Source organism: Streptomyces sp. NPDC085946 (genome assembly GCF_044540485.1).
Lineage (GTDB): Bacteria > Actinomycetota > Actinomycetes > Streptomycetales > Streptomycetaceae > Streptomyces.
This window is the reverse complement of record NZ_JBITSF010000014.1, coordinates 178652-204208: the sequence shown is the minus strand read 5'-3', so window position 1 is coordinate 204208 and position 25557 is coordinate 178652. Positions and strand designations below refer to the sequence as shown.

General features: G+C 73.8%; 18 protein-coding genes. 6 read left to right on the top strand and 12 right to left on the bottom strand.

The features are described from left to right. Positions 1–114 precede the first annotated feature (114 nt). The 5 genes from ACIF8T_RS26330 to ACIF8T_RS26310 form a co-directional block, all read right to left on the bottom strand. Positions 115–1989, bottom strand: a complete 1875-nt coding sequence (locus ACIF8T_RS26330; protein WP_400038562.1) for a BTAD domain-containing putative transcriptional regulator — start codon at positions 1987–1989, stop codon at positions 115–117. A 242-nt stretch (positions 1990–2231) separates the two neighbouring features. Then, positions 2232–2816: a hypothetical protein gene (locus ACIF8T_RS26325; RefSeq protein WP_400038561.1), complete on the bottom strand. Its 585-nt coding sequence runs from the start codon at positions 2814–2816 to the stop codon at positions 2232–2234. Between the two features lie 536 nt (positions 2817–3352). Beyond that, positions 3353–6358, bottom strand: coding sequence for a glycosyl hydrolase (locus ACIF8T_RS26320; RefSeq protein WP_400038560.1), 3006 nt, complete (start codon positions 6356–6358; stop codon positions 3353–3355). Positions 6359–6639: 281 nt separating this feature from the next. Then, a complete protein-coding gene (locus ACIF8T_RS26315; RefSeq protein WP_400038559.1) occupies positions 6640–7137 on the bottom strand; it encodes a DUF2809 domain-containing protein in 498 nt (165 codons plus the stop codon). Between the two features lie 649 nt (positions 7138–7786). Next, on the bottom strand, positions 7787–9331 hold the full coding sequence (locus ACIF8T_RS26310; RefSeq protein WP_400038558.1) for a fused MFS/spermidine synthase: 1545 nt from the start codon (positions 9329–9331) through the stop codon (positions 7787–7789). Positions 9332–9778: 447 nt separating this feature from the next. Between ACIF8T_RS26310 and ACIF8T_RS26305 the strand changes: the two genes are divergently transcribed. Both ACIF8T_RS26305 and ACIF8T_RS26300 read left to right on the top strand, forming a co-directional pair. After that, positions 9779–10543 carry an oxygenase MpaB family protein gene (locus ACIF8T_RS26305; protein ID WP_400038557.1) on the top strand — a complete coding sequence of 255 codons (765 nt, stop codon included), beginning with the start codon at positions 9779–9781 and terminating at the stop codon, positions 10541–10543. Then, positions 10540–12045, top strand: a complete 1506-nt coding sequence (locus ACIF8T_RS26300; protein WP_400038556.1) for an aldehyde dehydrogenase family protein — start codon at positions 10540–10542, stop codon at positions 12043–12045. Before ACIF8T_RS26305 ends, ACIF8T_RS26300 begins: the two co-directional genes overlap by 4 nt. 53 nt (positions 12046–12098) lie before the next feature. Here ACIF8T_RS26300 and ACIF8T_RS26295 read toward each other — a convergent pair whose 3' ends face one another. After that, positions 12099–12725 carry a TetR/AcrR family transcriptional regulator gene (locus ACIF8T_RS26295; protein ID WP_400038555.1) on the bottom strand — a complete coding sequence of 209 codons (627 nt, stop codon included), beginning with the start codon at positions 12723–12725 and terminating at the stop codon, positions 12099–12101. Between the two features lie 121 nt (positions 12726–12846). On the opposite strand from ACIF8T_RS26295, the gene ACIF8T_RS26290 reads away from it, so the two are divergent. After that, positions 12847–13986, top strand: coding sequence for an acyl-CoA dehydrogenase family protein (locus ACIF8T_RS26290; protein ID WP_400038554.1), 1140 nt, complete (start codon positions 12847–12849; stop codon positions 13984–13986). Positions 13987–14137: 151 nt separating this feature from the next. Here ACIF8T_RS26290 and ACIF8T_RS26285 read toward each other — a convergent pair whose 3' ends face one another. The 6 genes from ACIF8T_RS26285 to ACIF8T_RS26260 all read right to left on the bottom strand — a co-directional run bounded on the left by ACIF8T_RS26285 (position 14138) and on the right by ACIF8T_RS26260 (position 22925). Further along, the gene (locus tag ACIF8T_RS26285; protein WP_400038553.1) at positions 14138–15970 is read right to left on the bottom strand and encodes an AMP-dependent synthetase/ligase; all 1833 of its coding nucleotides are present in this window, start codon (positions 15968–15970) and stop codon (positions 14138–14140) included. A gap of 110 nt (positions 15971–16080) precedes the next feature. Continuing rightward, positions 16081–18276, bottom strand: coding sequence for a 3-hydroxyacyl-CoA dehydrogenase NAD-binding domain-containing protein (locus tag ACIF8T_RS26280; RefSeq protein ID WP_400038552.1), 2196 nt, complete (start codon positions 18274–18276; stop codon positions 16081–16083). Positions 18277–18309: 33 nt separating this feature from the next. Further along, a complete protein-coding gene (locus tag ACIF8T_RS26275; RefSeq protein ID WP_400038551.1) occupies positions 18310–19524 on the bottom strand; it encodes an acetyl-CoA C-acetyltransferase in 1215 nt (404 codons plus the stop codon). Positions 19525–19600: 76 nt separating this feature from the next. After that, positions 19601–20749, bottom strand: coding sequence for an acyl-CoA dehydrogenase family protein (locus ACIF8T_RS26270; protein ID WP_400038550.1), 1149 nt, complete (start codon positions 20747–20749; stop codon positions 19601–19603). Then, positions 20746–21771, bottom strand: coding sequence for an LLM class F420-dependent oxidoreductase (locus tag ACIF8T_RS26265; protein WP_400038549.1), 1026 nt, complete (start codon positions 21769–21771; stop codon positions 20746–20748). Before ACIF8T_RS26265 ends, ACIF8T_RS26270 begins: the two co-directional genes overlap by 4 nt. Continuing rightward, complete coding sequence (locus ACIF8T_RS26260) at positions 21771–22925, bottom strand: CaiB/BaiF CoA transferase family protein (RefSeq protein WP_400038548.1); 1155 nt, start codon at positions 22923–22925, stop codon at positions 21771–21773. Before ACIF8T_RS26260 ends, ACIF8T_RS26265 begins: the two co-directional genes overlap by 1 nt. Positions 22926–23186: 261 nt before the next feature. Here ACIF8T_RS26260 and ACIF8T_RS26255 point away from each other — a divergent pair, with 261 nt between their 5' ends. From ACIF8T_RS26255 to ACIF8T_RS26245, 3 genes are read left to right on the top strand one after another with little or no spacing between them, the layout of a single operon-like run. Next, entirely contained in the window at positions 23187–23897 is a 711-nt protein-coding gene (locus ACIF8T_RS26255) for a TetR/AcrR family transcriptional regulator (RefSeq protein WP_400038547.1), read from the top strand. Positions 23898–23951: 54 nt separating this feature from the next. Then, positions 23952–24461 carry a DUF4334 domain-containing protein gene (locus ACIF8T_RS26250; RefSeq protein WP_400038546.1) on the top strand — a complete coding sequence of 170 codons (510 nt, stop codon included), beginning with the start codon at positions 23952–23954 and terminating at the stop codon, positions 24459–24461. Then, entirely contained in the window at positions 24458–25549 is a 1092-nt protein-coding gene (locus ACIF8T_RS26245) for an NAD(P)-dependent alcohol dehydrogenase (protein ID WP_400038545.1), read from the top strand. The genes ACIF8T_RS26250 and ACIF8T_RS26245 overlap by 4 nt, the downstream gene beginning before the upstream one ends. Positions 25550–25557: the final 8 nt, after the last annotated feature.

Below are 25557 nucleotides of genomic sequence, written 5' to 3'. Positions count from 1 at the left end.
TTTGATACGAGACTGACTCGTATCAAAACACGGGCCCATCCGGCCCGCACCCCCTGAAAGCGCCCTAGGGGGTGCTTTTCAGCCGGACGGGTGAAGACACCCCGCCCGGACCGGTCAGCCGGTGCGCAACTCGCCGTCGACCGGCACGGCCTTCGCCGCCCGACGCAGCAAGGAGGGCCGCGGCGCGACCCATTCCTCCTCCGCGCACTCGATCGCGAAGACGCGCGTCAGGTCGTCGAGCCGGTAGGTGCCGGCTCCGATCCGCTCCAACAACCCCAGGTCAGCAAGCAGTTCGAGCCGAGCGGCGACCTCGGAGCTGTGCACACCCGACAACTGGCTGGATTCGGGCACCCCGACCTCTTCCAGGCCCACCCTGCCCAGCAGCCGGAACAGATGGGCCGTTTCGTTCGGCAGACTGCGGTAACTGGCCGTCAGCGAGGCGCGCAGGCTCATCCCGTCGTCGCCCGCGACCGTCAGCAGGTCGAGCCGGACCGTCGGGTCCTTGTAGAGCGCCGCCAGCTGCTCAGGGCTGGTGTAGGGGTCCTCCAACAACGCGGCGGCGGTGATCCGGACGCTCAACGGGAGGTGCCCGCACAGCTCGGCCAGCTGGTGGACGGCCGCCCTCTCGCCCTCGCCGCCGAGGAGCTTGCCGAGAAGTTCGGCGGCGGGGCCGGGACAGAGCGGCTTGAGGCCGATGCGGTGCGCGCCGTACCGCGCGACCAGCCCGCGCTGCGGCCGGCGGCTGGTGACGATCAGGCACGCCGACCCCTGGGGGACCAGCGGCCCGATCTGCTCCATGTCCACCGCGTCGTCCAGCAGGATCATCATCTGCCTGTCGTGCAGGAGGCTGCGGTACAGCATGGCCCGGCTGTCCAGATCGACGGGCAGGTCCGCCCTGCCGACGCCGAGACTCTCCAGCAGCCTCCCCAGGACGTGGAAGGGGGGAGTCGGACACTCACCGGTCCCGCCGAGGTCCGCGTAGAGCTGCCCGTCAGGGAAACGATCCGCCGACTCGTGCGCCAGTTCGAGGGCCAGGGCGCTCTTGCCCACCCCGGGTCGGCCGTCGATGGCGACGATGGGGGTGGCCCGGCCCCGCGCGGGATACGCCCGGCCGAGCAGCGCGCACACCTGCTCCAGCTCCGTGTCACGACCGATGAACATGCGCGCCCGCGAGGGGAGCTGACGCGGGCTCAACCCCATCCTGGTCAGCACGGCGCGCTCGCTCTCCGCCGGGGAGGGGGTCTGCACGAGGGTCGGGCCGGCCGACGGGGCCTGCCTCCGCGTGGCACCGTCGTCCACCGTGCCCGCCAGGATCCTGGCATGCAGGTCCTGCAGTTCGGCTCCGGGCTCGATGCCGAGTTCCTCACGCAGATGACAGCGGGCCTCGCCGTACGCCTGGAGGGCGTGCGCCTGCCGGCCGGACCGGTAGAGGGCCAGCATCAGCAGCCAGCGCAGCTTCTCCCTCAGCGGTTCCTGTGCGACGGCCTCGCTCGTCACCACGATCGCCTCCTCGCTGCGCCCGACGGCGATCATTCCGGAGATCCAGTCCTCCGCGGCGGAGAACCGCATCTCGCGCAGCCGACTCCGCTCCAGGGCCGCGAACGGCCCGGGCACCCCGGCGAGCGCGTCCCCGCGCCACAGCGCCAGCGCCTTGCCCAGCATCTCGAAGGCGGCGTCGGGACGCCCCTGCGCGCTCAGCCGCCTGGCCTCCGCGAACTGCTGCACGAACTGCGGCGCGTCCACCGACTCCAGGGGCAGCCGCAGTTCGTACCCGCCCGCCACGGAGAGCAGGATTCCTCCCGATTCACGTCCGCGGCGCGCGGGATCCAGGGCCCTGCGCAGACCCGCTATATAGGTGTGCACACCATTCATAGCCGTATTGGGCGCCGCCGGGCCCCACAGACCGTCAATGATCTGACTGGGGCCCACCACCGTGCCCCGGTGGGTGCTGAGCAGCGCCAGCAGCGCGCGCTGCTTCGGCGGTCCCACGGTTAATTCCTGACCGTCCCGCCAGACCCGAAGCGGTCCAAGAAGTTGAACAGACAGCGAACCGGCCGCAGCCGACATGAGATCCCCCCTCGAGAAGCCCGACGTGACCACGTCCCGGAACGTGGCCGATCCGCCTACGAGGCCAGAGAGGCATGCGCAAGCCCAGCAATGACACGGGCCCCCGTCACTCCCCCGCCCCCCGCGGCAGTCTGCCTTCGTCGCATTCCGACTTCACTACGTCATCATTCGATCACACCGCAACCTCGGCCAACAAGACGGCCCGCGATGCCTGCAACTTCCTGCTCGCAACCGGTTTCACCCGCACCTTGATCACTATTCGTATACGTCCACAGACCCGCAATTCGGCTTTGCGAGAAGTTGACGAAAGGTTGTTCCCTCAGCAGCAGGAAGGGCTTTCCACGGTGTGCGGGATTTGATGGAGAAGCCAGATTTCCCGCCGGTTTCGATCCGGCCATACCGCAGTTACTCAGCTCGAACTCGTGGTGTCGTCTTCGGCGATCAGGAGGCGACGGCCGGCTCCGTCCGGGCAGGGCGGCCGTCCATGAGGTGGCTGCGGTACCGGAGGTGACGGAGACGGCGTCGGACACGCAGGGCTGCGGGCAGGAGAGGGCCGGCCGGTCCCGGGTGACGGCGCGTTCTCGCAGGCCGGCGGCCTTGGGGACGGTGAAACGGTCCCGGGCCACGGGAAGCGGGCCGCCGAACTGCTGGTGTGCTGCGACGAACGGGGTGCGGTAGTCGCGCCAGGACGAGCTCTCGCGTCCGTCGCGGTTGCCGTCGTCGCGGCGGGGCCGGTGGATCAGCCTCAAGCGGCGGCCGGGTTCGCAGCGGGTCGGGGCGGCGATCGGGATGCGTCTGCGGGAGGGGCCGTGGTCCGGGCCTGCGGACCACGTGGCTGTTGTGCGCGGCGCCGGCCCCGGTCGCGCCGGTGGCCGTGCCCATGGCCCTGCGCCGCCCGGAGTCCCTGGAACCGGAGGAGGCGGAGGGCGGACCCGGGGACGGCGAGGGCGACGGCGGTGGACCGCCCCCTGCCGGCTCCTCCGGCCGGACCGCGTCCGGGGACACCGCGTCCGGCGCCCGCCCCGCGCCCGCTCTCCGCAGCGCCCCCGGCGCCGGCGTGCAGCAGGTCGCGCAGCCTCAGGGCGCCGCGGAGATCCATCCGCTGATCACGGCGTGGGAGCCGCGGGCGGGGAGCCGCCACAGGCCGTCGGGCGAGTTGCGTGCGCCGGGCGGCTCGAGGTCTCAGGTCCGCTCGGAGAGCCGCCGTGCGGACGGGCGTGGGCACCGTCCGCACGGCGGCCGTCTCACGGCCGGCCGGCACCGGCGGGAGCGGGGGAACGTTCGATCAGAGGGCGGACTGTGCGTACGGCACCAGGCGGACCGGGCCCGTGAGCCCGTGGTCCTGGCGGGCGACTCCGCCGAAGACGTCCGGACGGGTGGTCCGGAGACGGTTCACGAGCGGTGTCGCCACCTCGACCTCGAGGGTGTTCTCGCCCCGCCGCAGCAGCGGGCCGACGTCGAGGACGGGGCACAGGCGGTCGGCGGGGCCCGGGTCCCGTCCGTTGACCCTCACCCGGAAGGTGTCGCTGACCTGTCCCAGGTCCAGCACGGCGCCGTGGGAGGAGGACCAGTCGTCCGGGAGCACGACGGTGGTGCGGTACGTGCCGACGCCGGCCGAGTCCGTCAGTCCGGGGATGCGCGACCAGGGCAGCAGGGTGTCGAGGACGACGCTGCGGCGCACGGTCTCGGTCCGGGTCGCGTCCGCGCCGGGGAACCAGTCGTCCACGTCGAGGTGCCAGCGGTCCGGCTCGATCACGGCGGGCACGGGCGGGAGGGTGGTGGTGACCGTGCGTCCCTGCGACAGCCGGGTCCGGTACGTGCCCCCCGCGCCGGCCCGTACGGTGAGCCCGTCACGGGTGAACAGCACCTCGTCGGCGTCCGAGGAGACGGCGTGCGGACGGTTGCCGTTCCGGTCCCCGAAGAGCCCCGGTCGTCCCAGCGCCACGATGGCGCTCTGGCCGGGCCGCAGCGCGACGCGCAGCGTGATCTCGTCGCCCTGCCGCGTGTACCGCGCGGCGCGTTCGGCCCTGCCCGTCCAGGGGTCGAGCAGGTAGGGCACGGCCTCACGGCCGTGGGTGGAGCGCAGGGTGACGTCGTGGTCGATCGCGGCGACGGGCGGCTTGACGGTCTCGGCGTGCTTGCCGTTGCACAGGTAGTAGAAGTCCGCCCGGTCCGTCACCCGGTGGGCGTTGAGCAGCGTCGAGGCGGTGGAGTGGCGGACGTCGGGGGTGACGCCGAGGGAGGTGAGCGCGTCGCCGACCGCGGTCTTGTCGGTGACCCGGACCACGTTGGGCAGGGCGAGCAGGCGGGTCAGGACGTCCCGCAGCCGCTCGGTCTCGCCCGACGCCGGCACGCCCGGGGTGAGCGCCTGGTCGAAGGCGCCGAGGAAGACCGTGGGCAGCCCGGCCTCGGCGAAGCGGAGCAGCTTGCGGGCGTCGGCCAGGGCGAGGGTCGGGGTGGAGCCGTGGAAGAAGTCGCCCTCGACGAACAGGGCCTTGTAGGCCGGCCCGTCGGGGGCCAGCCGGCCGCCGGCCACCCTGGCGCTCGGCAGGTCGAGCAGCGGGCCGCTGATGAACTGGTGGGTCCAGCCGAGCGGGACGCCGGTCGAGGTGAACCAGGACGCGCCGATGCCGGTGGCGGAGTAGCCGGTCTGCCGGAAGACGGCGACGTCCGCGCGGACGGTACCGGCCTGGAGGACCTGGTGCACACGGCCGAGGTAGCCGGAGATGTCCTCGGCGTGCCGCCAGGTGGGCTGCCGGGGACCCCAGGACTCGCTGTAGCCGGCGGTGCCGTTGTAGGGGCTGAAGGCGGCGAAGCCCGGCCACTGCGACTCCGGGGCCTTCGCGTAGGAGAAGCCGTGCAGGACGGTCTGGTTGACGCCGGCCGCGTAGGCGCCGCCCATGGTGCGCAGCACGCGGTCCCAGGTGGTGCTGTAGGCGGAGCCGTTGTAGGCGCCCGACTCGCAGGAGAGCACGGTGTGCCCCGCCATGTCCCGGCCGCCGGCCAGGCAGCGGTAGTCGTCGAGGTTCTTGAAGCCGAGGGACTCGCCCTCGGCGATGTCGAGCAGCGCGGCGGAGGCGATGGAGTCGGTCTGCAGGCCGTAGGGCTGGGCGCGCAGGGTCATGCCGAGGCCGTGCGCCCAGTCCCTGAGGGCGCGCACGTGGTGGCGGTTGAACAGGTCGGACACGGTGGCCCAGAAGTCGTGCCGGATCTGCCGGGTCAGCTGGGCGTCGAAGGCGAACACCTGGTTGCTGTCGTCGAGGACGACGGCGGGCAGGTGGGGCAGCAGGGAGCGGCCCGTGCGCTTCTCGAACTCCTCCGGCAGCCGCCGCGTCCAGACCAGTCCGTCGGTCTCCAGTTCCACGGAGTCCTCGAAGAAGGCGCCGCCCGCGGCTTCGAGCAGGCGCCGCAGGGAGTCGGTCAGGATGTGACGGTCCCAGAAGCCGGTGACGGCGGCGGTGCCGGCCTCGCCGAGGTGGTCGACCACGTAGGCGGCGGGGGCGGTGTGGGGTCCGGATTCCGGCTGCTGTCCCGAGCCGCGCTGCCAGTACGAGATCAGCACCCAGTCGCCCTCGGCGGGCGCCGTCCACGTCAGGGTGCCGTCGGTGACGGCACCGGTCAGGTCGCGGACGCTGTCCGGGGCGAGCCCGGTCTCCTTGCGGGTGGAGTTGGCGGGGTCCACCCGGGCCGCCTGGACGGCGAGGAGGCGCTCGCGGGTGACACCGGGGGCGGCCTTGTGCACGGGCGGGGGCACCGGCCCGCGGTAGGTGGCGCCGCCGGCCAGCGAGACCCGGCCGTGGACGAGTTCCTGGGTGGCGGCTTCGTCGTCGGGGGTGACACCGGGGACGGCCGCGGGCCAGCTCGGACCGAGGGTGATGTCCACGGTGAGGCCGCGCCTGGCCGCCCGGCGCAGCGCCGCCTCGACGCCGTCGCGCCAGGCCTTGCCGCCCCAGCCGTACCGGGCGGTGTCGAGCAGCGACTTGTCCTTGATGCTGTGGTGCACGGCGGCGATCTCGGCTCCGCCGAAGCCCGCGTCGGCGATCTGGTCGATCTCGCGGGCGATCTCGTCCGGGTCCACCAGGCCGTCCGGCCACCACCAGCGGAACTTGGGCCGCACCGCCCTGCCGGGGGCGGCGAACCAGTCGGCGGTGTGGTCCGCGCCGCCGGTGCGGGGAAGGGCGGCGGCGACGGATGGGGCCGCGCCGAGGGCGGCCGCGGCTCCGGCGGTCACGGCCGTGGCGAGGACCGTGCGTCTGGACATCCCGCCACGCTGCGAGACGGATTCGTACATGAGTGCACCCCAGGGAAGTTCGGTTCGCGCGTTTTGAATCGTTTCAACGACCATCAAGTGCGGGAACGCTAAACCGCGCAGGTCGGACGGGTCAAGGTGCGGAACCGAGCAGGTTCTGCGGGCCGTTCACGGGCAGGAAGCCGCGTGGACCGGGCCGGGGACGCCTCCGCGCGTCACCGTCACCGTCACCGTCGCTGGCAACGGCAACGGCAACGGCAACGGCAACGGCAACGGCAACGGCAACGGCAACGGCAAGGAGGCTGCCGCCCGACGCGGGGGTGCTACCGCTTGCCGCGGGCGTGCCCCGCGCGGCTGTCACCGGCCGTCGCCTCCGCCCGCGTTCGCCGGGGGCCGGGGCCGCGCCCCGCCGTCGGTCCCGCCGCCGCGAGTGCGCGGGCGAGGGGCCGGCCGGCGAGCGCGCCGACGGCGTACCAAAGCAGATCGGGTGCGTCGAAGGTGGAACCGAGGATCAGGCGGGCGGCCGTACTGTGCCGGGAGAGCTCCGCCGGCACGCCGGTGAGCTGCAGGAACTCGATCCCCCAGCTGAGCGCCAGCGCGGTCCGTGCAGCCTTCGGCGGTGCCGTGCGCGGCGCGGCCAGGACGACGAGTGCCACCGTCATCAGGGTGTACAGGGCGTCCCCGCCGTACTTGGCCAGGCCTCCCGTGGCCACGGCCCGGAGGCCCAGTCCCGCACCGACGATCACCAGTGCGGCGGCGGCCGCCGCGCAACGCGTGCGCACCAGCGCGCGGGCGGGCACGGCCCGGGAGGGAGGGGGCACCGGGTCAGTCTGCCATCCTCGACGGCGCCGCCCGCTCCCGGCCTGAAACGTTGTCACCCAGCGCGTGGCCGACGGGGTCGCGCAGGGCGTACGCCTGGTGCGCAGTGCTCCGCGGGCCATCGCCCGGTGCACGGTCCTCCGCAGGCCGGCGGTCCGGTGGTTCGGCTGTGCGCGCGGACGGTGACGGCGCGTCGGCCGTCCGTGGCCGTCGCCGCGCGGACGACGTGGGCGAAGCCGCTTCCGCCGCGGCCGAGGGAGCGCTGCCGCGAGACAGCGGTGTGCGGGACAGCGGTGTGCGGAACAGCCCGAGGGCGGCGGCGAAGTCCTCGCCGGCTGTTCGATCTCCTCTTCCGGCCGACCCGGCGGAGCGGTGAGTGTTCCCGGCCGGGCAACAGCCGTTCTCCACCTCGGCGGTACGTGCGTCCCGGTCCCGCACCCCCGCATCCGCCGCGCCCGCTCCCGCTCACGTTGCCGGCCCGGCCGGCCCCTTCCCTCCGGCCGTCACCCGTCATCTCCGACCGAGCGTTCGGCGGTCCTCTCGGGCGCGGGGCCGTCGCGGCCCGTCGCCCCCCGGGAACGCCGTGGCGGTCGTCGCCGTGCGCGCCCCCGCGCATGCCTGGACCAGGGCGGGGCGTCGAGATGGGCTCCGTCACCGGCCGTTCCGGGAACGGGAGGGCTGGAGGAGCTGGTCGACGGGCGCGTAGGCGTCGGTGAGCAGCGGGGCGTCGCCGATCCAGGACGCGAGGCCGGCGCCGGTGACGATCTTCCAGCCGGTTCCGCGGGCGTCCAGCGCTCGTTGGAGCGCGCCCGGGTCGACCGGCCGGTCGGAGGCGACCATCACCAGGTTGCCGCCCTCGGAGGGGGCGGACGGGTCGAGGCCGATGTCGGCGGGGTCGCCGAGGAGGGCGACGTGCTCGAACGTCTCGCGGAGGGTGGCTGCTTCGGCACGCGCGAAGGCCAGCTCACCGTGGTCGATGAGGTTGGCGACGTAGAGGCCGTCCTCGTCGAGCGTCCGTCGCACATCGGTCATCGCTTCCACCGTGGTGAGGTGCCACGGGACGCTGACGCCCCCGAAGGCGTCGCCGATCACGAGGTCATGGCTGCCCGTGTCCACTCGTCGCAGGCCCAGCCGGCCGTCCTCCACGCGTACGTCGATGCCGGCTCCCGGCCTCAGACCGAGGTGGTCACGGTCGATGCGGACGACCCCGCTGTCGATCTCCGACACGAGGCTGCGCGTTCCGGGGCGCGTGGCCGCGAGGTAACGGGGCAGGGAGAGTCCGCCGCCGCCCAGGTGGTGGGCGGCGAGCGGCTCCCCTTCGGGGAAGGCGGTGTCGACCACCGACGCGACGGCACGCACGTAGGTGAATTCCAGGAACGTCGGGTCGTCCGTGTCGACGTAGGAGTGCCGCAGGCCGTCCAGGACGAGGGTGCGACCGCTCTCCCGGTCCGGGTCGACGACGACTCGTGCGCAGTGGTACCGGGTCTCCACGTCGCAGCCGCCCGGCGCGACCAGGGCGGCGAGGCCGCCGGCCGTCACCACGAGCGTCAGGACGGCGGTGCCGATCCACCTGCGCGTCCGCCGTTCGACGAGCGCCGAGCCCGCCACCAGCAGTGCTCCGAGGCCGACCAGGATGCCGGTGACCGACAACCGTGACACGAGGACGAAACCGGTCAGGACCGTGCCGAAGATGGCACCGACGGTGCTGACGCCCGACAGCCGGCCGACGACCGTTCCGGTCTCGGCGAGGCTGGTGAGACGCATCTTGGTCACCACCGGCGTCACCGCGGAGAGCAGCGCGCCCGGCACGAGGATGGTCGCGGACGCGACCAGCAGGAGCATCGCCGGCGCCCACTCCGCCACGGTGCGCAGCGTGGCGGGGGTGAGCGCCACGACCGCCCCCGACACTCCGAGCGAGGGGCCCGGGAGCCGGCGCGGGTCGACCAGGTCGGCGACGCGCCCGCCCAGCCAGGAGCCGAGGGCGATCGCCGTCAGGGCGATGCCGATCACCAGGGTGCTGGTCTCGAGGGTGAGGCCGAGGTAGGGGGCCAGCAGCCGCAGGGAGACGATCTCGACCACCAGGACCGCGGCCGAGGAGCCGAACACGAGCACGGCGGCACCACGGGGACCCAGGCCGTGGTCGCGGGGCGTGCCCTCGGCAACGGGCGAGGAAGACAATCCGGTCACGCGCGACATCCTCGCACGGGGGCCGTCGACCGGGCGGCACAACGGAAATCCCCTCCCCCGAGGCGCCCGGCGGTCGCGTCCACCGCGCGAGCCGCGGACGCGCGACCGGCGTCGGCGGAGGCCGGGGCGTGATCACGGGCGCCTCCTCGTCCCCGTGACGTCCGGAGTATTGACGCCCCGTGAAACAACTCAATAATTTCAGTATCATCGACTCACAGGGGGTGCTCCCCAGGAATCCCGTACGTCCGGCGCCACCACGCTCCCCGTCGCCCGCGGCCCGCGCCGCCACGTCGCCCCGCTCACCGGCGCGTGCATGTCGGCACTCGCACCCGGCCCGGCCCGAGGTGACCGCCGCGGCGGCCGGTCAGGTGCCGGCCGGCGCGGGGACCGTCCGCTTCTCCGACACGACCGCGCGCATCGCGAGCCGGTGGCCGCGCTTCCGACAGGAGGGATCCCATGGGCCGCTACAGCCGGCTCCGACGCATCCGGCAGGTGGATCCGCAGCAGGACTTCGAGCGGATCTACCGGTGGATCGTCCCCTACGAGTTCCCCCGCGACTATCTCCACGGGACGCCGATCGCGTTCCTGCGCGACTTCGGCGTCCCGCGCATCCCCCGCCTCCTGGCCACCACGGTGGTGGGGCCGAAGCGGTGGATCGACCGGTTCGGCCGGCGGCGCCTGTCCGAGCAGGAGACCGAGAGCCTGGCGCTGGCGGGCCGGCGGACGGGAGAGATGATGGGCATCTCCGGCGTACCCGGCACGTACGCCGCGTTCGAGCGGCTCCACGACGACTACGAGCGGGAGATGTTCGCCTACGACCCCGCCCACCGCAGGGGCGCCGCGGCCGCCCTGCGGGTCATGGCCTCCTGGTACCCGGCCCCGGTACGGCGGCCGGCGTCCCGGGTCGCGCTCGCCGTCCTGGACGAACCGCTGCTGAAGGCGCTCGGCTTCCGCCCGGAGCCGCGCCGGCTGCGGGCCGCGGTCCACCGCGCGCTGCGCGTCCGGGCCGCGCCGATCCGCCTGCTGCCCGGACGGCCGGAGTGGTTGCCGCGCACCCCCGAGGCGCGCGCCCACCCCTTCGGGTGGACCCTGGACGACCTGGGTCCGCACTGGGCGCACTCCCGTCCGCCGCACCCGCTTCACGACGAGACGCCGCCGGAAGGGGCCTGCGTTCCGGCGCGGGCGTCCGCCCCCGATGCTCCCCGTCAGGAGACCCGATGACCGACACCACGCCGGCCGCCGCAGCACGCGCCGCCACCTTCACCACGTACTCCCCCGCTACCGGCGAGCCGATCGCGCAGTACCCGGTGGACGGGCCGGAGGAGGTCTCCCGCGCCGTGGCCCGGGCCCGGGCCGCCCAGGCCGGCTGGGCGGCGCTGCCCGCCTCCCGGCGCCGTGACCACCTGCTGCGCTGGAAGAAGGCCCTCGCCGCCGACCTGGACACCGTGGCCCGCACCATCGCGCAGGAGACCGGCAAGCCGGCCGGTGACGCCGCGCTGGAGGTCGTCCTCACACTGGAGCACCTGGGCTGGGCCGCCCGCAACGCCGAACGGGTGCTGCGCCGGCGGAAGGTGGGCACCGGGCTGTTCGCCGTCCACCAGCGGGCCTCGCTGGTGCACCGGCCGCTGGGCGTGGTCGGCGTGATCGGCCCCTGGAACTACCCCCTGTACACGCCGATGGGCTCCCTCGGGTACGCCCTGGCCGCGGGGAACGCCGTGGTCTTCAAGCCGTCCGAGCTGACGCCGGGCACCGGGGTCCTGCCGGCCGAGCTCTTCGACGCCGCCGTCCCCGGGCACGCCGGGCTGCTCGCCACCGTCACCGGCGGGGCGTCCACCGGGGACGCCCTGGCCCGGGCGGGGGTCGACAAACTGGCGTTCACCGGTTCGCCGGGGACGGCCCGCAAGGTGATGGCGGTGTGCGCCGAGACGCTGACGCCGTTCCTCGCCGAGTGCGGCGGGAAGGACGCGGTGATCGTCACCGCGGACGCGGACCTGGACGCGGCCGCCGACGCGATCGCGTGGGGCGCGCTGAGCAACGCCGGGCAGACCTGTGCGGGGGTGGAGCGCGTCTACGCGGTGCGGGAGATCCACGCGGCGCTGTGCGAGCGGGTGGTCGAGCGGGCCGGAGCGCTGCGCCCGGGTGCCGGGGCGGACGCCTCCTACGGCCCGATGACCCTGCCGAGTCAGATCGCGGTCGTCGAGCGGCACGTGACCGGTGCGGTCTCGGCGGGTGCCCGGGCCCTGCTGGGCGGGCCCGGGTCGGTGCGCGCCCCGTACGTCGCGCCGGTCGTGCTGACCGGCGTTCCGGAGGACGCGGCGGCGATGACGGAGGAGACCTTCGGGCCGGTCGTGGCGATCAACCCGGTGGCCGACGTGGACGAGGCGGTGGAGCGGGCCAACGCCTCGCGCTACGCCCTGGGGGCCGCGGTGTTCTGCCGCGACGGGCGCGCCGGTGCGGCGATCGCGGCGCGGCTGCGCGCGGGGGCGGTGTCGGTGAACTCGGTGCTGGGCTTCGCGGCGGTGCCGGCGCTGCCGTTCGGCGGTTCGCGGGACTCCGGTTTCGGACGGATCCACGGCGAGGAGGGCCTGCGTGCCTTCACCGCCGTGCAGTCGACGACGGTGCAGCGGTTCGCCCCGCCGGTCGCGCTGACCTCCTTCGGGGTTCCGGCCGCCACGCGGGAGCGCGCGGTGCGGCTGGCCCGGGCACTGCACCGGCGCCGCTGAACCGCCGGGCGCCGCCCGGCGGCCGGGTCCGTCCGGGCGGGCGGTCCGGCCGGTCAGGCGTCCAGCAGCGGGGCCAGGTAGCGGCGGGCGAAGGCCCGGGCCTGGTCCTCGTCCTCCATCTCGATGCAGCTGGCCGGGTTGAGCAGGAAGGACACGGCGACCCGCACCATCAGCTCGGCGACCGGACGCGGGTCCTCGTCGGGACGGCCCTCGGCCTGTTGCGCGCGCCGCAGATGGACCGTCAGGTACTCGACGGTGGCGGAGAGCGAGGAGCCGCCCTGCACGGTCAGGTAGGGCAGCACCAGCTCGGGTTCGAGGCGCAGCAGGCCGCCGAAGAGCGGATGGGCGCGGGTGTGGCGCAGGGCGACGACGAAGCCCTCGACGACCCGCTCCCCCATGGTCGGCAGCGCGGCCACCGCCGCGTCCAACCGCTCGAAGAACCGGCCGAGTTCGCGCAGCAGGGTGTCCTCGACCAGCTTGTCCTTGGTCTGGAAGCGCCGGTAGACGGTGACCCGGGAGACGCCGGCCCGTTTGGCGACGTCGTCCACGGAGGAGCGGCGCAGACCGAGCAGGGTGAACTGCTCCAGTGCCGCGTCGAGGATCCGCCGCGCCGTGGGGTCCTCCGGCTCCGGCCGGGCGAGGGCCCGGGCGAGCCACGCGTCGTTCGTGTCGGTTCTCATGGTGCTCCTCACGATACCGGGCGAACGACTCCCCGAGAGCCTTTGAAACACCTATCATATCTTTGTAACTCACTGCGTGCCCGCCCCTGACCGAACCGCCGACCGGCACCCGGAGGACCTGATGGGCAGTCGACTCACCGAGGAGCAGGCCGCTTTCGCCGCGGCCGTGCGCGACTTCGCCAAGCGCGAGTGCGGTACCCGGGAACAGCGTGCCGCGCTGGCCGCAGGCGGCCGCGAGGCCCACCACCCCGGGGTGTACGGGAGGCTCGCCGGCCTGGGCTGGCTCGGGGTGTGCCTGCCCGAGGAGTACGGAGGCTCCGGCGGCGGGCTGGCCGACGCCTGCCTCTTCCTGGAGGAGACCTCGTACGGCATGGTCCCGTGCGGGGGTTTCGTCACCACCGTCATCACCGCGAAGGTGTACGAGCGGTTCGGCACCGAGCGGCAGCGGCGGGAGGTGCTGTCCGGCGCCGTGCGCGGCGACGTCCTGGCCGTCGCCATGTCGGAGCCGGGGGCCGGGTCGGACGTCGGCGCGCTGCGCTGCCGGGCCCGGCGGGAGGGGGACGGCACGTGGGTGATCGACGGTCAGAAGACGTGGGTCTCCAACGCGCACTGCGCGAGGAGCATTCTGCTGGTGGCCCGCACCGGCCGGGACAAGCACGGCGGTCTGACCATGTTCCATCTGCCCGCCGGCACCCCGGGCGTGGAGGTGCGGGGCATCGAGACCATGCGCGGCCGGGAGGTCAACGACGTCTTCCTCACCGGCGTGCGGCTGCCCGCGGACGCCGTCGTCGGCCAGGTGGACGGCGGCTGGCGGCAGTTGATGGCCGGCCTGAACCACGAGCGGCTCTTCCTGGCCGCGAACATGCTGGGCCTGGCGCGCCGCGCCTTCGACGACGCCGTCTCCTACGTCCGCGAACGCGAGCAGTTCGGGCGGCCCGTCGGCTCCTTCCAGGCGTTGCGGCACCGGGTCGCCGATCTCGCCACCGAGATCGAGTGCACCCGGCTGCTGGTGCGCGAGGTGGCCCTGGACTGCGACGCGCGGCCGGACAGGCCGTTCCCGCGCGAGGCGTCCATGGCGAAGCTGAAGGCCACCGAGGTCGCCAAGCGGGCCGCCCTGGAGGGCATGCAGATGATGGGCGGCTACGGCTACACCACGGAGTTCGACATGGAGCGCCACCTGCGGGCCGCGGTCGTCTCCACGGTCTACGGCGGGACCAGCGAGATCCAGCGGGACGTCATCGGCAAGACCTACGGTCTCTGAGACGGCCCGCGCACGAGAGGCGGCCGCCCGCCCCGCGGACGGGGTGGGCGGCCGACTTTCGTGTGCGGAAGCGCCGTGCCGTGCGAAAGCGCCGTGCCGTGCGGACGCGCCGTGCCGTGCGGACGCGGGGTGCGGAGGGAACGCGACCCGATCAGTCCCGGTAGAGCCCGGACAGCTCGTCGGCGTACTTGTCCCGGATGACCCGGCGCCGCATCTTCAGCGACGGCGTCAGCTCACCGGTCGCCGGGCCCCACTCCTCGGCCAGCAGCCCGTACCGCTTGACCTGCTCGGTGCGGTTGAGCCGGGCGTTGGCGGCGGCCACCGCGCGGTCCACCTCCGCCCGGACGGCGGGGTGCCGCGCCAGCCCGGCCAGTCCCCCTTCCGCCTCGACGCCGTGGGCCGCGGCCCAGGCGGGGGCGGCCTCCGCGTCGAGCACCAGCAGGGCGACCAGGTAGGAGCGGTCGTCGCCGTGCACCATCGCCTGGCCGATCAGCGGGTGCTCCTTGAGCGCGCTCTCCACCAGGGCCGGCGAGACGTTCTTGCCGGTGGAGGTGATGATCATCTCCTTCTTCCGGTCGGTGAGCCAGAGGAAGCCGTCCTCGTCGATCCGGCCGATGTCACCGGTGGCCAGCCAGCCGTCGGCGTCCACGGCGGACCGCACCGAGCCGTCCGGCTGGAGGTAGCCGGAGAAGACGGACGAGCCCCGCACCAGGATCTCGCCGTCCTCGGCGACGCGGATCTCCACGGACTCCACCGGGCGCCCCACCGAGCCGATCCGGAAGCCGGTCTTCGGGCTGTTGCTGGTGGCCACGCCGGTGGTCTCGGTCAGCCCCCAGGCGTCCATGACGACGATGCCGAAGCCCGCCCAGAACCTCACCACGTCGACCGGCATCGGCGCCGACGCGCTGGCCGACCAGGTCACCCGGTCCAGACCGGCCGCGGCCAGCAGGGGCAGCAGCACGTCCTCGCGGGCGCGGAGGTAGCGCTCCTCCAGCTCGGCGGGCGGTGTCTCGCCGCGCTCGCGGTACCCGACGTGCTCGCGGCCGACCTCGAACGCCCGGTCGATGACCCTCCGCTGCTCGGCCGGCATCAGCGACAGGACGGCCCGCACGGCGGCGGACAGTTTCTCCCAGATCCTCGGCACGCCGAAGAACTGCGCGGGGCGCACCTTGCGCACCACCTCGCCGACGCGCGTCGGATCGACGCAGAGGTAGACGTGCGAGGCCCGGTGGCAGGGCAGGTAGATGCCCAGCATCCGCTCGGCGATGTGGGCGAAGGGCAGGTAGCAGACGTGCTCGACGTGCGGGGGCAGCTCCACCACGGCGTCCAGCGCCAGGGCGTTGGCCATCACCTCACGGTGGGTGAGAACGACGCCCTTGGGCTCGCCGGTGGTGCCGGAGGTGTAGACGACGGTCAGCGGGTCCTCGGGGCGGGCGGTGTCCAGCTCCTCGGCGAACCGCTCCGGCACCGGTTCGCGGAGCAGTGAGGCGTACGGGACGTGGCCGTCCGCCGCGTCCGCCTCGACCACCGCCAGACGGTCCAGCGGGGTGTCGGCGTCGGCCAGCAACGGCTCCCACACCGCCACCTGCGCCGCCCCCTCCACCACGGCGAGCCGGGCCCGGCAGTTGCGGGCGACGTGGGTGATCTGCTCGGGGGACGCGGTGCCGTAGACACTGACCGGGATCGCGCCGAGGCGGACCAGCGCCAGGTCCGACAGCCAGTGTTCGGGCCGGTTGGCCATCATCAGCAGCACGTGGTCGCCGCGGCCGACGCCGAGGGCCCGGTAGCCGGCGGCGAGGCTCCGGGTGTGCTCGTGGATCTCCGCCCAGCCGAGCGTCCTCCAGTCGCCGTCCGGGTCCGCCGGCCTCCAGGAGAGGCCGGGAAGTCCGGGGTACTCGCGTGCGTTCCGGGCCAGCAGGTGCGGCAGGGTCCGGTCGGCCGGGTCGTCGGGCAGATCGCCGGTGGTGCGGGGTGCCGAGGTCATCGGGGCCTCCTTGCGGGTCCGAAGGGTGGGTCTGGGGAGACCGGGGCGGGGAAAGCCCCCGCGGGCGTGCCCGGTGGAGGTGGGACGGGAGGCGGGGCGTCCCGAGCGGATCAGGAGTCGGTGAAGGTCTCGCCCCGCTCGGCCTTGCGCAGCAGCAGCGCGGGCGGGGCGAAGCGCTCGCCGTGCTTCCCGGCCAGCTCACGCGCGCGGGCCACGAAGGCGGGCAGCCCGGTGCCGTGCGCGGCGCCGCCGTCGTAGCCGTTGACGTACTGGAGCACGCCGCCCGTCCACGGCGGGAAGCCGATGCCGAGCAGCGAGCCGACGTTGGCGTCCGCCACCGAGACCAGCACCCCCTCCTCCAGGCAGCGCACCGCCTCCAGCGCCTCGGCGAAGAGCATCCGCTCCCCCGTCTCGGCCAGGTCGGCGGGCTGCTTCGCGGGGTCCGTGAAGTGCTCGCGCAGTCCCGGCCAGAGCCCGGCGCGCCGTCCGTCGACGTAGTCGTAGAAACCGGCGCCGCCGGACCGTCCGGTCCGGCCGAACTCGTCGATCATGCGGTCCAGCACCGCGTCCGCGGGGTGCGGCCGCCAGGCGCCGCCCGCCGCCTCGACCGCGCGGCGGCGCTCCTCGCGGATCCTGCGCGGGAGGGTGAGGGTGAGCTCGTCCATCAGGGAGAGCACCTTGGCCGGGTAGCCGGCCTGGGCGGCGGCCTGCTCGACGGAGGCCGGTTCGATGCCCTCGCCGACCATGGCGACGCCCTCGTCGAGGAAGCGGCCGATGACGCGGGAGGTGAAGAAGCCGCGCGAGTCGTTGACCACGATCGGCGTCTTGCGGATCCGCCGCACCAGGTCGAAGGCCCGCGCCAGCGCCTCGTCGCCCGTCTCCTCGCCCCTGACGATCTCCACCAGCGGCATCCTGTCGACCGGCGAGAAGAAGTGCAGGCCGACGAAGTCCCGCGGCCGCTCCACCCCCTTGGCGAGGACGGTGATGGGCAGGGTGGAGGTGTTGGAGCACAGCAGGGCGTCCGGGGCGACGACCTCCTGCACCTCCTGGAACACCCGGTGCTTGAGGGCCGTGTCCTCGAAGACGGCCTCGATCACCGCGTCGCAGCCGGCCAGGTCCCGGACGTCGGCGGTCGGGGTGATGCGGGCCAGCAGGGCGTCCGCCCTCTCCCGCGTCGAGTCGCCGCGCGAGACGGCCCTGGCGCAGAGCTTCTCGGAGTACGCCTTGCCCCGCTCCGCCGCCCGCGCGGTGACGTCCTTCAGCACGACGTCGATGCCGGCCCTGGCACAGGAGTGGGCGATGCCGGCGCCCATCATGCCCGCGCCCAGCACGGCCACCCGGGTCACCTCGCGCGGCTCGACGCCCCCGGGGCGGGCGGCGCCGGAGTCGACCGCCCGCAGGTCGAAGAAGAACGCCTGGATCATGTTCTTGGTGATCTGCCCGGTGACCAGTTCGGTGAGGTACCGGGCCTCCACCGTGAAGGCCGTGTCCACGTCGACCTGGGAGCTCTCCACGGCCGCGGCGAGGACGGCGCGCGGGGCCGGGTGCGGAGCACCGCCCGTCCTCCGTGTCAGCAGCGCGGTGAACGCGGGGAGCCGCGCGGCCAGCTCCGGGTCCGCGGGGGTGCCGCCGGGGATGCGGTACCCGGGGGCGTCCCAGGGCTGCGCGGAGTGCGGGTGGGCGTCGACGAACGCCCGTGCCCGGGCGAGGAGGTCGTCCGGGTCGGCGGCGATCTCGTCGACCAGGCCGGCCTCCAGGGCGCGCGCCGGCGCGTACCGGGTGCCCTCCAGGAGGACCTTCCGCAGGGCGTCCGCCACACCGAACATGCGGACCGTGCGGGTCACTCCGCCGCCGCCGGGCAGCAGGCCCAGGGTGACCTCGGGAAGCCCGACGCGGGCGGCCGGGCTGTCCAGCACCACGCGGTGGTGGCAGGCCAGGGCGATCTCGTAACCGCCGCCCAGCGCCGCGCCGTTGATCGCGGCGACGACCGGCTTGCCCAGCGTCTCCAGGACGCGCAGCGAGCGCTTGACGCGCATCCCGGCCTCGAAGGAGGCGCCGGCGGTCCCGGGAGTGACGGAGATCAGGTCGCGCAGGTCACCGCCGGCGAAGAAGCTCTTCTTGGCGGAGGTGACGATGACGCCCCGGACGGCGTCGCGGCGTTCCGCCAGCCGTGCCGCGACGGCGTCGAGCGAGTCGACGAACGCGGCGTTCATGGTGTTGGCGGACTGGTCCGGGTCGTCGAGGACGAGGGTGACGACGTGGTCGTCGGACTCTTCCCAGCGGATGGCGGTGGACTCGGTGCTCATGAGGGTGTGCTCCTGGTGGTCCGTCGGGAGGGGTCAGACGCGTTCGACGACCGTGGCGATGCCCATGCCGCCGCCCGCGCACAGGGTGGCCAGCCCGTACCGCAGGTCGCGGCGCTCCAGTTCGTCCACGAGGGTGCCGAGGATCATCGCGCCGGTCGCGCCGAGGGGGTGGCCCATGGCGATGGCGCCGCCGTTGACGTTGACCCTGTCCAGGCTCAGCCCCATGTCCTTGACGTAGCGCAGGACGACGGCGGCGAACGCCTCGTTGATCTCGACCAGGTCGATGTCGCCGACGGTCAGTCCGGCCTTGGCGAGCGCCTTGCGGGAGGCGGGCGCGGGTCCGGTCAGCATGATGGTGGGGTCGGCCCCGGACACGGCGGCGGAGACGATCCGGGCCCGCGGGGTCAGGCCGTGACGCTCGCCGGCCTCCTCGCTGCCGAGGGCGACCAGGGCGGCGCCGTCGACGATGCCGGAGGAGTTGCCCGCGTGGTGGACGTGGTCGATCCGCTCCACCCAGTGGTACTTCTGCAGCGCCACGGCGTCGAAGCCGCCCAGGTCGCCGATGTCCGCGAACGACGGCTTCAGCCCGGCGAGGGAGTCGGCGGTGGTGCCGGGCCGCGGGTGCTCGTCGTGGTCGAGGACGACCAGTCCGCTGCGGTCCCGGACGGGAACGACGGAGCGGTCGAAGCGGCCCTCCTTCCAGGCGGTGGCGGCGCGTTCCTGGGAGAGGGCGGCGTACTCGTCGACGTCGCGGCGGGAGAAGCCCTCGATGGTGGCGATCAGGTCGGCGCCGATGCCCTGCGGAACGAATCCGGTGGCGTGACCGGTGCGCGGGTCCAGCGCCCAGGCGCCGCCGTCGCTGCCCATCGGGACGCGCGACATGGACTCCACGCCGCCCGCCAGGACCAGGTCCTCCCAGCCCGAACGGACCTTCGCGGCCGCCAGGTTGACGGCTTCCAGCCCCGACGCGCAGAAGCGGTTCTCCTGCACTCCCGCCACCGTCTCGGGCAGACCCGCGAGGAGGGCGGCGGTGCGGGCGACGTCCGCGCCCTGGTCGCCCAGCGGGCTGACCACACCGAGCACGATGTCGTCGATCGCCGCCGGGTCGAGGTCCGGGAAGCGGCGGAGGGTCTCGTGGACCAGGCCGACGACCAGGTCGACGGGCTTGGTGCCGTGCAGGGCGCCGGTCGCCCTGCCGCGACCGCGCGGGGTGCGGATCGCGTCGTACACGTACGCTTCGGTGCTCACCTTGGGTGCCTTCCCTGTCGGGTCGGAAGAGGCCGCGAACGCGGCACACGTGTCGTCGGGGGGAGCCGACCGGCGCTCAGCGGAGCAGCGAGCGGCCGATGATCTCCTTCATGATCTCGGTGGTGCCGCCGTAGATGGTCTGGATGCGGCTGTCGAGGAACGCCCGGGCCACCGGGAACTCGCTCATGTAGCCGTAGCCGCCGTGGAGTTGCAGACAGCGGTCGACGATCCGCTTCTGCAGTTCGGTGGCCCACCACTTGGCCATCGAGGCGTGCACGGCGTCGAGCCGGCCCCGGCTGTGCTCGGCGACGCAGCGGTCCAGGAAGGTCCGGGTGACCGCGGCCTCGGTGGCCATCTCGGCGATCTCGAAGCGGACGTGCTGGAGCGCGGCCAGCGGTCCGCCGAACGCCTCGCGCTCCTTCACGTACCGCAGGGTGACGTCCAGGATCTCCTCGGCCGCGGCGGCGGCGCCGACCGCGATGGCCAGCCGCTCCTGGGCGAGGTTGTCCATGAGGTGGGCGAAGGCCCGGTTCTCCTCGCCCAGCAGGTTCTCCTTGGGGACGCGTACGTCATCGAAGAACAGCTCGGCGGTGTCCTGGGCCTTCTGGCCGATCTTGTCGAGGTTGCGGCCGCGTGCGAAGCCCGCCATGCCGCGCTCGACGACGAGCAGGCTCTGCCCGCCGCTGCCGCCCTCGGGGGTGGTGCGGGCGACCACGACGACGAGGTCGGCGAGGATGCCGTTGGAGATGAAGGTCTTCGTGCCGTTGAGCAGGTAGTGGTCGCCCCGGTCGGTGGCGGTGGTGCGGATGCCCTGCAGGTCGGAGCCGGCGCCGGGTTCCGTCATGGCGATGGCGGTGACGAGGTCGCCGGAGGTGAAACCGGGCAGCCAGCGGCGCTTCTGCTCCTCGTCGGCGAGCCGGGTCAGGTACGGGCCGACGATGTCGTTGTGCAGGCTCAGGGCGAGCCCGGAGGCGCCGGCGCGGGCGAACTCCTCGATGAGGACGGCGCTGTAGCGGAAGTCGTCGGTCCCGCCGCCGCCGTACTGCTCGTCGACGGCCATGCCCAGCAGGCCGCGGCGCCCCGCCGAGCGCCAGACCTCGCGGTCGACGACGCCGTCCTTCTCCCAGCGTGCGTGGTGCGGGGCCACCTCCTTGGCGAGGAAGGTCCGCACCGTCTCGCGGAACGCCTCGTGGTCGGGGCCGTACAGATCGCGTGCCAAGGTCACAGCCAGCTCCTGACGTGCTCGATCAGCCGGGCGGGATCGGGACCGACGGGGGTGACGTTGAGCATGGTCACGCCCGCCGCGCGGAAGACCTCGACGCGGTCGCGGACGTAGCCCTCGGGGCCTGCGAGGCAGAGCCGTTCCAGCAGTTCGGCCGGCACGGCGGCCTCCGCGTCCTTCCTGCGGCCCGCGAGGTAGTGCTCCTGGACGGCGGCCGCGGCGGACTCGTAACCGTAGGAGCAGACCAGGTCGTGGTAGAAGTTGCGGCCGGGCGCGCCCATGCCGCCGACGTAGAGGGCGACGGTGGGGCGCATCAGGTCGCGGACGGTCTCGGCGTCGTCGCCGATGGCCAGCAGGCCGCCCGCCACGACCGACAGCGGGCCGAGCGCGGGGTCGCGCGCGGCGCCGCCCTCGGCCAGGGAGCGGCCCCATACCTCGTCGGCGTGCTCGGGGACGTAGAGGAACGGCAGCCAGCCGTCGGCGATCTCGGCGGTCATCCGGACGTTGGCGGGGCCCAGCGCCGCGACGTAGACCGGGACGGTGTCGCGGACCGGGTGGTTCAGCAGCTTCAGCGGTTTGCCGAGGGTGCCTCCCTTCTCGGGCGGCAGGGGCAGGTCGGTGATGCCGTGGTGCTCGACGACCTCGCGCCGCCAGATCCGGCGGGACAGCTCGATCACCTCGCGGGTGCGGCCCAGCGGGCGGTCGTAGCGGCGGCCGTGCCAGCCCTCGACGACCTGGGGTCCGGAGGCGCCGACGCCGAGGAGGGCGCGGCCGCCGGTGAGGGCGTCCAGGCCGGCCGCGGTCTGGGCGATCAGTGCGGGGGTGCGCGAGTAGACGTTGAGGACGGCCGAGCCGATCCGCATCCGTTCGGTCTTCGCGGCGAGGTATCCCATGGTCGTCGGGGAGTCGAAGCCGTAGGCCTCGGCCACCCAGACCGCGTCGAGGCCCGCGGCCTCCAGGGCCGCGGCCCGGTCGGCGGCGGCGCGCGGATCACCGGCGTACGACAGGGGTGAGGACAGTTCCATCAGCGGTGGTCCTTCAGCAGTTCGGGCACGCCCCAGTCGCGGGCCACATCGGGGGTGTGCGCGCCGGGGACGGCCGGCGGGAGCCGGAGGGTGCCGGGGGTGTCGGAGAAGCGGGGGGCGGGGGCGGGCTGGGTGACGCCGTACGCCTCGGTGTAGGTGCCGCGTCCGGCCAGGTGCCGGTGGCCGGCCGCCTCGTGCAGCGAGAGCACGGGCGCGACGCAGGCGTCGGTGCCCTCGAAGACGGCCGTCCACTCGTCCCGGGCGGCGGTCTTGAACCGGGCGGTGAACACGGCCCGCAGCTCGGGCCAGTTGCGCGGGTCGGCGCGGTCCGGCAGGTCCTCGCCGTCCAGGCCGAGGAGGGAGACGAACACCGCGTAGAACTGCGGCTCCAGGGCGCCGACCGCCATCCAGCCGCCGTCGGCGGTCTCGTAGACGCCGTAGTGGGGGCAGCCGCCGTCGAGCAGGTTGCGGCCGCGGGCGTCCTGCCAGGTGCCCTCGGCGAGCATGCCCCAGAACATGGCGGTGAGGTGTGCGGTGCCGTCCACGATCGCGGCGTCCACCACTTGGCCGCGGCCAGTGGCGCGGGCGGTGAGCAGCGCGGCGAGGACACCGGTGGCCAGGTAGAGGGAGCCGCCCGCGTAGTCGCCGAGCAGGTTGACGGGGAAGACGGGTCGTCCGTCCGGCGCGCCGATCATGGACAGGGCGCCGGCGGTGGCGATGTAGCCGATGTCGTGTCCGGCCAGGGGCGCGAGGGGTCCTCGCTGGCCCCAGCCGGTCATCCGGCCGTACACCAGCGCGGGGTTGAGGGCCAGGCACTCCTCGGGGCCGACCCCGAGCCGCTCGGCGACGCCGGGCCGGTACCCCTCCACGAGGATCTCGGCGCGCGCCGCCAACGCCCGCACCGTCCCCGGCCCTTCGGGTGACTTGAGGTCGACCAGGACGGAGCGCTTGTTGCGGTTGGTCACGTCACGGGCGGGATCGCCGCCGAGCGGGGAGGAGCCGGGGCGGTCCACCCGCACCACGTCGGCGCCCAGGTCGGCGAGGAGCATGGCGGCGAACGGACCGGGGCCGATCCCCGCCAGTTCGACCACGCGCACGCCGTCCAGCGGGCCCGCCACGTCACGGCCGGAACGGCCGGCGGAGTACTGGCTCATGGGTTCCCTTCTCGGCGCGAGGCGGGCCCGGGCGCCATCGGCCGGAGACTTACTGAGCGTTCGCTAAAACGTAGGAGCGCGACGCCGAGCGGTCAACTCCCCTTGCGGTACTTGTTTTTGCGGACCGATACCGGGAAAGTGGCCTCGGGCCGGTCACCGAATGTCGGACTCGACCGATCGATCGCTAAGCAGTCGGAGGGAGGCGTGTCGGACTCACGGCCGTACGATGTCGCCGATCGCCGCCCGCCCCGAGGAGAGCCGTTGAACACCGCGCCGAGCCAGGACCCCACACCACCGGCGGAGCACTGGCGCTCCTACGGGCCCCTCGACCTGCACCCGATCCTGACGCACGCCATGGAGGCCTTCAACGAGCACGGCTACCACGGCACTTCGGTCCGGGACATCGCCGGCCGGGTCGGCGTCACCGTGCCCGCGCTGTACTACCACTACGAGAACAAGCAGGCTCTGCTGGCCACACTGCTGGAGACGTCCATCAAGGACGTCCTGGACCGCTGCCGGGCCGCGGCCGCGGAGGCCGGGGACGATCCGCTGGCGCGGTTCTGCGGCATGGTCGAGTCGATCGTGCTCTACATGGCCCACCGTCGGCAACTGGCCTTCCTGGACACCGAGATACGCAGCCTGGAGCCCCGGAACCGGGCGCGCTACGTCGCCCTGCGCGACTATCTCGAACACATGCTGCTGGACACCGTCGAAGCGGGCCGCGCCCGGGGCGTGTTCACCACGCCGATCCCGGCCGACGCGGTGCGTTCGGTCCTCGTCATGTGCCAGGGGGTCGCCAACTGGTTCCGCGAGGACGGCCCGCTCACCGCGGAGGAGGTCGCCGAACGCCACGTGCTGCTGAGCCTCGGCACCGTCGGCCACCCCGGCGCGGTCACCGGCGACCCCCCGCTGCCGTTCCCGCGGCGCTCCTCCCCCCGGGGTTCCGCTCCGCGCACCCCGGCACCCTCCTGACGCCCCGCTCCCCCGCACCTCCCAGGTGACGGCTCCGACGAGAGGACACCCCGCATGGACGCGCTCGAGGCCCGCGCCCGGTTCAAGGAGCTCCGGGAGGAGGACGGCCCGGTCGATCCCCGGGAACTCGACGAGATCTGGGCGGCGTTGGCCACCGTCCGCCCCGAGGACATCCTCGGCGAGTGGCGGGGCGGGGAGTTCCGCACCGGCCACCCCCTCAACGGCACGTTGGAGAAGGCCGGCTGGTACGGCAAGACGTTCGCCGCCGTGCACGACGCCAAGCCGCTGATCTGCCGTGACGCGACGGGCGTGCTGTACTCCGACCGCGAGCTCGGCCAGGGCGAGGCGAGCTTGTGGACCGTCGAGTTCCGCGGCGAGACGACGGCCACCATGGTCTACGACGGCCGGCCGGTCCTCGACCACTTCAAGCAGGTGGACGACACCACGCTGATGGGGATCATGAACGGCAAGGGGGTCCCCGCCGAAGGCCCCTTCTTCTACTTCTTCCTCGACCGCGTCCCCGGGACCCCGCACGGCGGCCCGCGCGCCGAAGAGGGCGCGTGAGGCGCGTCCGCGCCGCGGTCACCGAGGCGCCGGGCGCCCCGTTCACCGTGCGGGACGCGGACCTCGGGGACCCGCGGCCGCGCGAGGTGCTGGTGAGGATGACCGCGGTCGGCATCTGCCACACCGACCTGGGGATGCGGGACACCTGGCCCCGGCGGCTCACCCCGATGGTCTTCGGTCACGAGGGCGCCGGACTGGTCGAGGAGGTGGGCGCGGAGGTGACCGGCGTCGCCCCGAGAGACCGGGTCTGCCTCACCTTCGCCAGTTGCGGCGGCTGCGAGCAGTGCGCGGCGGGCCACCCGGCCTACTGCCACGCCGCGCGGGCCCTGAACTTCTCCGGTGGCCGCGCCGACGGCACCACTCCGCTCTCCGTCGACGGCGGACCGCTCCACGCCGGCTTCTTCGGCCAGTCCAGCTTCGCCACGCACGCCGTCGTCCACGAACGCGGCGTGGTCAGGGTGCCGGCCGACCTGCCGGCCGCGGTCGCCGCGCCGTTGGGCTGCAGCGGCCAGACGGGGGCGGGCACCGTGCTCAACCGCCTGCGCCCCGAACCGGGTTCCTCGCTGGTCGTCCTGGGCGCGGGCGGGGTCGGGCTGAGCGCGCTGATGGCCGCGGTGGCCGTGGGCTGCGACCCGGTGGTGGCCGTCGACCCGGTCGCCTCCCGCCGCGCCCTGGCCACCGGACTCGGCGCCAGGGCGGCCCTCGCCCCCGGGGACGGTCTGGTGGCGGCGCTGCGCGATCTCACCGACGGTGGTGCGCACCACGTCGTCGAGACCACCGGCCGTCCGGAGATGGCCCGCCGGGCCGTCGGCGCGCTGCGTCCGCGCGGGGAACTCGCCCTCCTCGGCATCGGCGGCGAGGTGACGTTCGACGTGATGGGCCTGCTCGCCAAGGGCGTCCGCGTCCACGGGGTGATCGAGGGCGACTCGGACCCCGGCCGCTTCGTCCCCGAGCTGATCGGGCTGCACAGGCGCGGCCTCCTGCCGCTCGACAAGCTGGTCACCACGTTCCCGTTCGAGGACATCGGCGCGGCCGTGGCCGCCATGGGGGACGGCAGCGTGGTCAAGCCCGTCCTCACCTTCACCTGACCGGCCGT

Excerpts from the sequence above, each read along its gene's own strand:
- ACIF8T_RS26310 (WP_400038558.1), bottom strand. The coding sequence starts at position 9,331 with ATGTCGCGCGTGACCGGATTGTCTTCCTCGCCCGTTGCCGAGGGCACG.
- ACIF8T_RS26285 (WP_400038553.1), bottom strand. The coding sequence starts at position 15,970 with ATGACCTCGGCACCCCGCACCACCGGCGATCTGCCCGACGACCCGGCC.
- ACIF8T_RS26250 (WP_400038546.1), top strand. The coding sequence starts at position 23,952 with ATGGACGCGCTCGAGGCCCGCGCCCGGTTCAAGGAGCTCCGGGAGGAG.
- ACIF8T_RS26305 (WP_400038557.1), top strand. The coding sequence starts at position 9,779 with ATGGGCCGCTACAGCCGGCTCCGACGCATCCGGCAGGTGGATCCGCAG.
- ACIF8T_RS26260 (WP_400038548.1), bottom strand. The coding sequence starts at position 22,925 with ATGAGCCAGTACTCCGCCGGCCGTTCCGGCCGTGACGTGGCGGGCCCG.
- ACIF8T_RS26300 (WP_400038556.1), top strand. The coding sequence starts at position 10,540 with ATGACCGACACCACGCCGGCCGCCGCAGCACGCGCCGCCACCTTCACC.
- ACIF8T_RS26280 (WP_400038552.1), bottom strand. The coding sequence starts at position 18,276 with ATGAGCACCGAGTCCACCGCCATCCGCTGGGAAGAGTCCGACGACCAC.
- ACIF8T_RS26295 (WP_400038555.1), bottom strand. The coding sequence starts at position 12,725 with ATGAGAACCGACACGAACGACGCGTGGCTCGCCCGGGCCCTCGCCCGG.
- ACIF8T_RS26290 (WP_400038554.1), top strand. The coding sequence starts at position 12,847 with ATGGGCAGTCGACTCACCGAGGAGCAGGCCGCTTTCGCCGCGGCCGTG.
- ACIF8T_RS26265 (WP_400038549.1), bottom strand. The coding sequence starts at position 21,771 with ATGGAACTGTCCTCACCCCTGTCGTACGCCGGTGATCCGCGCGCCGCC.
- ACIF8T_RS26320 (WP_400038560.1), bottom strand. The coding sequence starts at position 6,358 with ATGTACGAATCCGTCTCGCAGCGTGGCGGGATGTCCAGACGCACGGTC.